Here is a 10,697-nt window from a genome sequence, read left to right as displayed (position 1 = left end):
AGTCATTTAAACCCTTTTTAACACGTTCGATTTTTAATAATCTTGTGGTTAAAGTTTTTTTCAACATTCGGCAAATCGCTTCATTTACCTCCGCTTTTTTGCTATATTTGATAAAATAACCGGGGTTTTAAGACAAACTGACGGTTTGCAGCTACAAGAAGTTGGCGATTTCGAAGCACAAAACTGTCTGCCAGCACTGAACTTGATACGAAGAACAAAACTTCATTTAACCACTGAACCGCCAATTTCTTGTAGGTGCTGTTATGCCTTCGTTGTTCTTTTTCGTCCGCTTGGTTGTCTGTCGGTTTTGCGGTGCGGATGGACAGACACACTCTTTGCCAAGCTTGGGTTTTAGCGTTGGCTTGTGCGGCTTGGCAATGTGTGTGGCTGTGAAGCGTTGGCATCATAAGTCTAAATATCCAATTTCAATTTTTAATTTGTCCAAAGTCTCAATTGCATTTTTTAATTCATTTCTAAATAATGGTTGTTCAATGTCGTAATGCGAACTTGGGTTCATAATTCTGTCCTTGTAATCTTTTAGGTCTTGAAGAGTTGCAGCTGTTAACCCAGCAGCAGTTCCTTTTGTAATTAGTTTAGTCATCTCATCTTTAACTCGTTGCTGCATTAATTCTTGCAATGGTTTCGCTTCGGCTGCTTGCCACCAAAATACGGTTGCGGATTGCATTGTCTTTTTGTTGCAACTCGTAATATACTTTTTGAATAATTGCTTTTTTATCTTCTACTTGCGTAATGTCTGGAAATGCTTTTTCTGTTACAAATTGCAACACATCAATTTCCTTGGCTTTCATTTCATCGGCAAAATAAAGTTCGTACACCATCATATTTACCAAGTCTTCAAAAACCTGACTCACCGCTTCATTACCTACTTTTTCTAAAACAGGTTCTTGTTTGGGGTCATTTAGGTAAATGAGATATTCGGCAAGGGTTTCGAAGGGTTCGGTGTTTTCAATGATTACTAAAGGAATATTTACCAAAGGTTCTTTATCTAACTGAAAATTATTGCCTTGCATTTTGCCTTTATTTCTTAACCAAAATTCAATAAGACTTGAACTAAGTAATGCGGTTAAAAATTTGTGGTTGCCATTAAATGATTTAATTACATAAAAAGTTGCCGAAACATAAGCGTCAAAATTTGTATAAGTAAATATAGGTTTGCCAACACACTTTCTTTGTACAATTATTTTCTCATCAAGAAAAAACTTTTCTTCTCTCGCTCTGTGCAAACCGTATGGTTTATTGTCAGAAGTAATTACATCTTTAAATCTATCTAAATGATTTTTAATATTTGGATAGGGTTCAATATTTTTTGAATTTTTATATGAAGAATCCGTGTAAATTAACCATAATTTATTTTCAGGATTTCCATAATAGCGATTAAAATTTTCTGTTGTAAAATAGGGCTTTATCAATGCTCTTTCAATTGTAGTTAAATTCAAAAACTCCAATTCTTTTGTGGTTAATCCAAAAATACCTTCTCCATTTCTAAAGATGCCATTATTTTCTTCTGCAATTTTTTTGCTCACAAAATCATAGTGTGGATGAATTCCGTTTGCTACTTCCTTATTAGAAAGTCTATAATTGGCAACCGATGCAATTTCATTTAGTATTATCTCATCAACATTGGTATTAAATGTAAAGGCTTTTTCGTTGTTGGAAGATGGAGTAATTTCAAACAAATATTTTTGGGCGAAGTCTGTTTTAAAATCAAAATCTAAAAACGCTTTTATCTTCTCTTCTGGCAAATTTTCGTTTGTAAGTAATGAATATTTGACCGAATAAGAATTAATCGTTTTTTCCTTTTTAACAAGATATATCATAGTTTGAATACCAGCTGATTGGAATACTTTGTAGTTTCCAAAATCAGTAAACAATAAAAGGTTGTTCTCTGTTAATATTTTCTCACGTAGTTTTGACGCACCAGTACTTGTTACCCAATTATTTTGTGCAATAAAAGATTGAATTCCATTTTGTTTTAATAAATCTAAAGTACAACAAGAAAAGCCATACCATAAATCCATTTTTCCTTGATAATATTTAGACTCCCTAAATCCATCAAATGCAGCTTTATTTGTGTATTCTTTTATATAAGGCGGGTTTCCTATCATTACATCAAAGCCGCCATTTTCAAACACATCCATAAAATACAAATGCCACAAGAAGTAAGGGCGTTCGTCTGTTTCCTGTATTTTCAGTAATTGGGCTTTGGTGCCTTGCAATTTGCTTAAATCACTTACATAGCCATCATATTTTTTCTTAGCTGCTGTTTTTAGGTTTTCAGGCTTTCCTGCTTCATTTATCCAACGGTGCAATTGGTTTTCTCGCAATTCTAAGTTGTACTCAATGTGCTGAAGTACTAACTTATTAATATCTTCACGTATTTCATTTTTCTTTTCGCTTACTTCAATGGTGAAAAATGTTTTTATTAGGTCTTGTATTTTTTGGGATGTATCAGATTGCGAAAACGTGATTTTCATTTGGTCTTCTTTTAAGTTCCCAAACAAATCTCTTTCAGGTTCTGCAATTCGAACATCACTTTTAGATTTGCCCATTTGGCTCAAATCAATCCCTTCAAATTTTTCCAACAAACTATTGCCTTGCATTATTTTGTAATCCAAATTGGGCAATGGGTGAGGGTTCAATTCATCAACCACCAACGAAAGCCAAAAACGAAGTTGTGCAATGTCCACCGCACCTTTTTCCAAATCCACTCCATATATGGAATGTTGGATGATGTTCTTTTTTACATCGGCAGGTTTAAAATCTTTGTTGGTTTTTAGGTATGGATAAATAAAACGTTTGGCTTCAAAAATCTCTTGCAACATTCCAATCGGGAAAGCTCCCGAACCAATGGCAGGATCGCAAACTTTAATATCGTCTAATTTTTTATTGAGCAAAACGGCATTTTCTTTTTCAGCCAATAAAGGCGAAACGGTATGAAAACGAATAAACTGTTCAATGTCTTTTTGCTCTTGAAATGTGTTGAGCAAATACTGAATCAAACTTTCCTTGCACATATACTGCACAATTTCTTTGGGGGTATAAAATGCTCCTTTGTCTCGGTTGTCTTCCAACAAATTTTCAAAAATATGTCCCAACATTTCGGGGTCAATACCTACTTCGTGGTCGTCTGGGCTGTTTTCGTCAATGGTAAAATTGTATTGCTCAAAAAACTCTAACAATTCTTTGAAAAAGTCGGCAGGAAAATCAATTGTTAATGTTGCTTTATTTTTTTCAGGTTCAAATAAACCGCCATTCAGATATGGGATTTTACAATTATGAATTACGAATTCAGAATTATAAACCAAACCATTTGGAGCTAAATCTCCTTCTCTTTTGGAATTAAGTGTATTGAAGAATAAAGTAGTTAAGAATTTGCTTTGAAAATGTTCTTTGTCTGGGCAATAAGCAAACAAATTTTGCATAAAATTAGCATCTCCATTTACCCAATCACCTGCATTCGTAATTCCCCCATTCGTAATTCGTAATTCACTCGGCACACCCATCCAGCCTTTTTTCTGTAAAAAATGCAGGAACACAATTCTTCCCAATAGTTTCTTTGCAAAATCACGAATTGGTTTTTCCTGTTTTACTTTATCGTCCTTTTCTGTATCAATTAATTTTGTTCTATACGGATTTTCTTCATCAGCTAAATACTTCCAAAACTTCTCGTAATGGGCTTTGTAGGTTTTAAAGAAATCTTTGTTTAAGGCTTCCACCGAAAACACTTCTTTCAATTGGTTAATGTCCACCGCACCTTTTTCTCTCTTGTCTGCCAATACCAACATTCGTTTAGCAGGTGTTGTGCAGGCTTCATTTGAACCGAGTAAATAAGTGTAGCGTTTCGGTTTGGTTTCCCCTTTTATCAGTTCACCAGTTTCTAAATCAATGCTCGCTTCTTTGGCAATGAATGAAAAACGATAATTGGCTTGCTTTTTATTATAGAAAAATGCCAACGAACCGTGAATAATGTTTTGGTCAATGTGTTTGGCTGCAATTTCACGCAAGCCTTGGCGATTGCGAACAATACTAATGCTGTCGGCAACTTCTACTGTAAAAATTGCTAACTGTTTGCCGTCATCTAGTTTTACTGTTCCTATTTGTTTTCCGTCAACAACTTTGTCATTTTCAGTAAACAAATTTTCGGGATGACTGAAATAGTCAATCTTTTTGAAGAACAAACTCAATACTGTTTTCCATTGGTCAGGGAAATATTTATCCTCAACTAAATGGAATTTGCTTTTCAATATGTCTTTAATTTCTTTTTCTTTCATCAGTATTTTAATATTTTATTAAGGTCTGATGGAATGCTTTTGGCATTTCATTTCAATTTCTTAACTGTTAATTGATTGTTCAGTAAAGACTTCATTTGCGTGATTGCCATTTTATTTAGTTGAACTAACCTAGTTGGTTGTTCTAGTCCTTGGTGAATTAGCATTGCATTAATGCTTTCTAAATTAGACAAAACGACTAATTGCTCAATTGGAGCATAATCCCTGATGTTTCCTTTTTTGTCTGGATTTTCATCACGCCATTGTTTAGCGGTTTTTCCGAAAAGAGCCATATTTAATACATCGGCTTCATTGGCATAGATGAATGAAATTTGATTTTTGCCAAGCGTTTCGGGAATCAAATTTTCTTTGATAGCATCTGTATGAATGTGATAATTGACTTTAGCAAGTGTTCTTTGAAAATTCCATTCGAGCTGCAGTCGGTCGCTTTCGTCTTCTTTTAAGCGTTGGTATTCTTTTACAAGCAAAAGTTGAAATTTAGGACTAATCCACATTCCAAAATGAAAAGCTATATCTTTATGAGCATAAGTACCTCCATATCGTCCTGCTTTTGCAGAAATACCAATTGCATTCGTTATTTCAATCCATTGTTTTACAGAAAGTACAAAATTGTTACTACCTGCTGCATTTTTAATTGTACCGAATTCGGTATAATTAAAATCAGGATTATATAAAGCTTCCCATTCTCCTAAATATTCAATGGTGCTTTTTAAACTTAGCCATTTAATAATAACAACTTCCTGTAACTGGCTACGAGCCATATCTGTAAGCGAAATATAATCGTTTTGCTCTTGAGCAATAATCGAAATTTCATTTCCATCAATATTTATTTTCTTGTTCTTTGCCATATTTAGTTGCTAAAACTTTCAGTGATAATAATTTCAGGATTCAAGGTTTTAACCCTTACAATTTTCTTCTCGAATTCCTGTTCGGTTTCTTCATTCAATAAAGGATAGCCTTTGAGTATCTCAATGACTTTTTCTAAAATGATGGCAGGTTTTAATGGGAAATTTTTCAAAGTCCGTTGAAACTTATTGATGTCTCGTTGCAGATTTTGAAAACGACCTTGTCGCAATGCTTCTTTTGCTTTGATGATTAATGCTCTTTCTTCTTCATTGGTTAAAGCAAGGTTGAGCATTGCATCTAAATAAGCATTTGCTTTTTTCTCATTTGGTCCTTGTGTAGTGTCAATCTTTTTGTCTTTGGCTTTCTCTTTTTCCAACAAGTCAGAGAAAAGTAATATACCTGATTGGACTTGCTCGTGATGTTTTGAATGCAAGGCTATTGCTTTTTCTAAAACGTCTGCTTCAAATATTTTTACAGTTTCCAAAAAGGTAAGTTCTTCTGTTTCTTCATTTCCTTTTACCAAAATGAAAGCGTCACGTTTGCTGTCTTTTATATAGCAAATTGTACTTTGATTAAAGTCCTTATTTTCTCTACCAACTCTTGCTCGAAAAGGCATATTTTTAATTTGCTTGAAAACGCCTGGTGTTTTTTCCTTGATATCCCGAATCATCATTAAATAGGCCAGTTTTTCGTCCTTTTCTTCTTCCATTTCTTTGTCGAAAAGCCCAAAAGTTTCGGTTTCTTCATCAGGCGAATAGATTTGTGAATCTTCTCCCAATGCAGCGTGAAAAGATTGTAATTTCATTATTGCCTTTTTTTCTAATTCAATTTCATTGTTGACTTTTGCTGTTGGATAAAAGTTGTAAACGTGAATTTCATCAGCTGTTGAACCAATTCGGTTTACACGACCAATTCTCTGCATTAATCGTGTAGAGTTCCAAGGCGTATCATAATTTACAATCACATTAGAACGGTGCAGGTTAATTCCTTCTGCCAACACTTCTGTAGAAAGTATAATACTGTAATTGTCTTCTTGTTCTGCCTTAGGCAAATTGGCATCAAAGTTTTTACGAACAATTGGCATTCTCTCTTTGCGTGACTTGCTGTCCACCGAAAGAATACTTGCTGAAATATGTTTCTTTAATTCTCTTTCTAAATATTCAGTAGTTTCTTTGCTTTCAGAAAAAACCACCAATTTAGATTGTGGATTTATAGATTTGCTCAAAAGTGTATTTTTCAAATACTCAACAAACACTTCTAGTTTAGGGTCTTCATTTATTTTTTCCCATTCTTTTGAAAGGTCTTTCAATAATTTTAAATCGTGTTGCAATCCGGGAAGAAAATCATATTCAAAATCATCAGGTTCACAAATGTCAATGGTTGGGTCTTCAATAGATTTTTCCAATACCAACTCCAATAGTTCTTCCTCCTTGCCTTCATTAATCATATCTGAAACAGGCAAATTAGGAGCAATGAAAATACGACCGTTTTCAAACATTGTAACCATTGCTTCAGTAGCTTTCATAAAACGGAAAAGCGATTGTTTAAAAGCATAAAAACTGCTGTCAATCCTTTTAACTAAAAGCGTTTTCATAATCTTGGCTAATTGAGCCGAAATCATATCCGCTTGTTTGTATTTGTTCTTTTTATGTGGTTTTAAAAAGCCAATAGCACGATAACGATTATATTTCAAGCCTTGTGTTTCGTGGCTTAAAACGTGAATGGTTTTATCGTATAAATCTTCCAAATGTGGTTCAAGCACATAAAGAATTTTCTTGGGCTGTTTTACTTTCGGAAATTTGATGTCTTGTTTTTCAAGATCTTTTGAGTAAAGTTCGTGAGCCATTAAATCCGTTCTTGTTCTGCGAACAATAAGCGGTTCAATTACTTTGGTTCTTATCTTCTCATAAATCTTTTTTACTCCAGCCTGCACTTTTGCAATATCTGGTTCCTCCTTTAGCTTTTTATAAGCATCAATTTGTTGTCTAAAAAAATGTTGCAAGTTTCCAGTTTCCAAAGTTGACTCTTTACTGTCTTGGAAAAGATAAACTTGATTGGCAATATCTTCGGGTCTGTTGTTCAATGGCGTTGCAGAAACAAGGATAACACGCTTAGGAATGGTTTTGCCGTCAGGCAAAACTCTTCTTGTTGGTGTTTTACAAATCTTTTGCAACTCATTATACATTCCAGCAGTGTCCGAACGGAACTTGTGAGCTTCATCTATAATAATTAAATCGTAAATAGATGCATCATTAATTTTATGCAAACTTCCATTAGTAATGATTTTTACATTATCCAAGTTGAATTTTTCAATGGTTTCAGTCCAGTTTTCTTTCAATGCTGGCGGAACTATGATAAGCGTTCGCGAACGATGTTCTGGAAATCCATTTGTATAAAAATATTTTTTTGCTATAAGTGTAGAAACAATTGTTTTTCCAAGTCCAACAACATCAGCTAAGAAAAACCCATTGTGTTTCATCATCTTGGTAAAGCCATCATTTACGGCATCCACTTGATAAGAAAGTCGCTTGAAGCCTTTCGGTAAATCTGATATTGAGTTTGGGTCAAACTCAATACTTTTACCAAAATACTCAATCAGGAATTTAAGATAAACTTCATAAGGCGTGTAATTGTCGTTTAGATAAGTTTCTTTTTGAAGTTTTTCAATGCTTTCCATATCTACAGGAACAGCTTCTTCCCAAAGCCTATCAAAGGTTTTGGTTGCAAATTCAATATCTGAATTGTCTCTTAATTCAACATTGAATTCAAAGTTTTTAGAAAGTCCAGCATCTGTCAAGTTGCTAGAGCCTGTAATTACAGAACCATAACCGTGGTCGTGTTTTTCTTGCTCTCTGAAAATATAAATTTTTGCGTGTATGTTTTGTTTCGGATGGATTTTGATTTTTACTTTTCCTGTTGTAATGTCTTTAATCAATTGAATCATTCCTCCTTCAACTATCTTGTCATATTCGGCTTCTTGAATGTTCTTTTTTACTTCTTGAAAAAATTCTTCTTGGGCTTTTTCGGCATCACCATCAAATAAAACTCCTTGTTGGTTGGCTTGATATACTAAAGAGTCAATGTTGATACCAACAAGGATTCTAATTTCTTGAGCATTCTCTACAAACTCACGAATTTGAAAATATCCAGATGCACGAAAATATCCGACTAAAGCGTCTAAGAAGTGAATATTCTTATGTTTAAAAATACCTTCAATTTTATTTAGAAGTGTATTCTGTTCTTCGTTGGTGAAAAATTTTGTGCTCATATTTTTTTCAATACATTTTTAAGTCCATCAGTCAAAAATTCCAAGTCTCCAAGTTCTGATAAAACACTCGAACGGATAAACTCAATTTGTATTTCTTTAATTGGAATGTCCAACGCTTTAGAAAAAACTGGTAACATTTCTTTTGTCGCTACTCTTTCGTTGCGTTCAATTTTGCTCAAAATTGAAGTGTCAATGTCCAGTTCAGCAGCAACTTTTCTCAAAGGCAGTCCAAGCTGTTCACGTCTGTTTCTTATATACTCTCCAAATAAATTCATTTTGTCTATATTGTTTTGACAGATTCGTCAAAAGTACGATTTATTTTTTATTTCTGTCGTCCGTGCGTTGGGAAAATTCAAGCTCTTTTGGTTTTGCGAAGGGTCGGCTTTGTGTGTCGGGCAAAACCAAATGTGCTTGAATGTGCGGTTGGCTGTCTTTTTACAATGAGGCATAACATTGTATAAAAGCAATAGCGGGTGAATTGCTTTGAGAAAGTGTTTTGCAATTTAGTAACTTAGTAGCGATTTAGGTTAGTAGTTTTTGCGCAGTCTGACGGGTTAAAATAAATATATAAGTTACAAACATCAAAACAAATACTATTTAAAACGTTATTATTTTAATCCCTCAACTTTTACTTTCACTTTACCTTGTGTTTTTATGGTTGCAACCACCGCCTGATCTGTTAATTGAATTTTATCAATTGTAATTGCCCCCATTGAACCACTTAATTCAACACCAGGAGTTGGCGAATATTTGTCTAAGAATATGGCGATTTGTAGTTTTGCTTGGTCTAAATCTGCTTTTATAGAATACGTAGTAAACGACTTTATTTTATTTAAAATTAATCCATGCACCAACCAATTTGCCGTTTTTAATAAAGTGCTTTTAGTTTGTAAAACATATTCTAAATCGTCAAAATAAATGGTTTCATTCAGGTCGTTGTATTTTGGAATTCCAGCCAAATAAATGGTTCCATTAATACTCCCTTCCATTCCCAAAGCAATAATCATTTTTCCATTTTTATGCCATAAATCAACATTCTTAATAATCACTTTTTTAGAACCAGAAGTAAATTCCTGTCCTTCAAAATTTTTGGTAATTATTTTTGATGCTTGTAAATAGGGCGAAACAATAATTAACGAAGCGTTGAATTGATCTTTAGCCTTGTTAATTCTATTTAATTTTATTTGATCTTTTCTAAATTTCTTAGTAGCCTGTTTGCCAATAAAAGATTCCATTTCACAAACAATTTCTAAATCCATAAAAATGGTTTCATTTTTAAGCTTTGCCTCAGTTGAATTTAAGGAAATAGGATTTATTCGAAACCAAGTATCATACGTTTTATTTACCAAAATTGGTGTGCTAATTTTATCCAAAACATCTAATACGTTTGATTGAAAATTCATTGCTTTTATAATAGATTCATCAATCTTTTTTTCAATATCAGCTTTAAAATATTTCAATGCAGGATCCACAATATAAGTAATTGGCAAACTCCTACCTGCAATATTAATAGAAGGACTTTCTTCCCAAACCACCGATTTAAATTCCGTTTTAGCTTGCAATTGCCAATTATTAAATGTTGCCTCACCTATCAAAGTAACAACACCTTTAAAATATAATTCTCTAGTATCGTACAAATCATATCCCATCATGCTTTTTCCGTATCTAACTTTTGACCAAATTTTTAATGGCAGTATTGTTTTTATTTTACCGTTTTCATCAACCAGCCTAATGGGTGCACTCTTCCATACTTTTAGTTGAATGTTATCATCTTCTAAAATTGGATCTTCATAAATTAACCCTTGTAAAAAATTATTGGTCTGTTGCTCAATATCCTTCAATTTAATAGAAACAGGAAAACTTAAGAATGAAGTTTCCTTTTCATAAATTAAGGGGGCTGCTAAATCAGCCTCTGGTTTTAAAGTCTGAATCTTTTTTGTAGTACTACAAGAAGTTAAAAAACTAGAAATTAACACTAATAATACACTGAATATTTTGGAATTCATTTTTTTACTTTTTCGACAAAAATAATACATTTGCTAATACAATAAACAAAGAATTTACAAAGTTAATATTACAGTTTGAAATAACATAATACATTACATGACAAGCAAAAATTCACTATATTCCAGTCTAAGTAATGGTTAAAATTTAATGTCGTATTTAATGCCAAAATTATTCAGCACTAAATTTAATTGTTCTTTGAGGTTTTTAAAGCATTTATAAGCATCGAAATCTAGCCATTGATATTTTATTCTTCGCCACAGTATTTC

General features: G+C 33.1%; 7 protein-coding genes. All 7 read right to left on the bottom strand.

Going from position 1 to position 10,697, the window contains the following annotated elements; translation table 11 throughout:
• Window positions 1–101: 101 nt before the first annotated feature.
• Complete coding sequence (locus tag Q8S45_RS02225; RefSeq protein ID WP_305600835.1) at window positions 102–407, bottom strand: hypothetical protein; 306 nt, start codon at window positions 405–407, stop codon at window positions 102–104.
• A complete protein-coding gene (locus Q8S45_RS02220) occupies window positions 404–685 on the bottom strand; it encodes a hypothetical protein (RefSeq protein ID WP_305600834.1) in 282 nt (93 codons plus the stop codon). The genes Q8S45_RS02225 and Q8S45_RS02220 overlap by 4 nt, the downstream gene beginning before the upstream one ends.
• Window positions 609–4,292: an Eco57I restriction-modification methylase domain-containing protein gene (locus tag Q8S45_RS02215; RefSeq protein WP_305600833.1), complete on the bottom strand. Its 3,684-nt coding sequence runs from the start codon at window positions 4,290–4,292 to the stop codon at window positions 609–611. The genes Q8S45_RS02220 and Q8S45_RS02215 overlap by 77 nt, the downstream gene beginning before the upstream one ends.
• A gap of 47 nt (window positions 4,293–4,339) precedes the next feature.
• Window positions 4,340–5,158 (bottom strand): KilA-N domain-containing protein, encoded by an 819-nt coding sequence (locus Q8S45_RS02210; protein WP_305600832.1) that lies wholly within the window; start codon window positions 5,156–5,158, stop codon window positions 4,340–4,342.
• A gap of 2 nt (window positions 5,159–5,160) precedes the next feature.
• Entirely contained in the window at window positions 5,161–8,424 is a 3,264-nt protein-coding gene (locus Q8S45_RS02205; protein ID WP_305600831.1) for a helicase-related protein, read from the bottom strand.
• Window positions 8,421–8,699: a helix-turn-helix domain-containing protein gene (locus tag Q8S45_RS02200; protein ID WP_305600830.1), complete on the bottom strand. Its 279-nt coding sequence runs from the start codon at window positions 8,697–8,699 to the stop codon at window positions 8,421–8,423. The genes Q8S45_RS02205 and Q8S45_RS02200 overlap by 4 nt, the downstream gene beginning before the upstream one ends.
• A gap of 333 nt (window positions 8,700–9,032) precedes the next feature.
• On the bottom strand, window positions 9,033–10,430 hold the full coding sequence (locus Q8S45_RS02195) for a DUF4403 family protein (protein ID WP_305600829.1): 1,398 nt from the start codon (window positions 10,428–10,430) through the stop codon (window positions 9,033–9,035).
• Window positions 10,431–10,697 lie beyond the last annotated feature (267 nt).

This window comes from Lutibacter sp. (genome assembly GCF_030692605.1).
Taxonomy (GTDB): domain Bacteria; phylum Bacteroidota; class Bacteroidia; order Flavobacteriales; family Flavobacteriaceae; genus Lutibacter.
The sequence above is the reverse complement of the archived record's forward strand: the minus strand, read 5'-3'. Positions and strand labels throughout refer to the sequence as shown.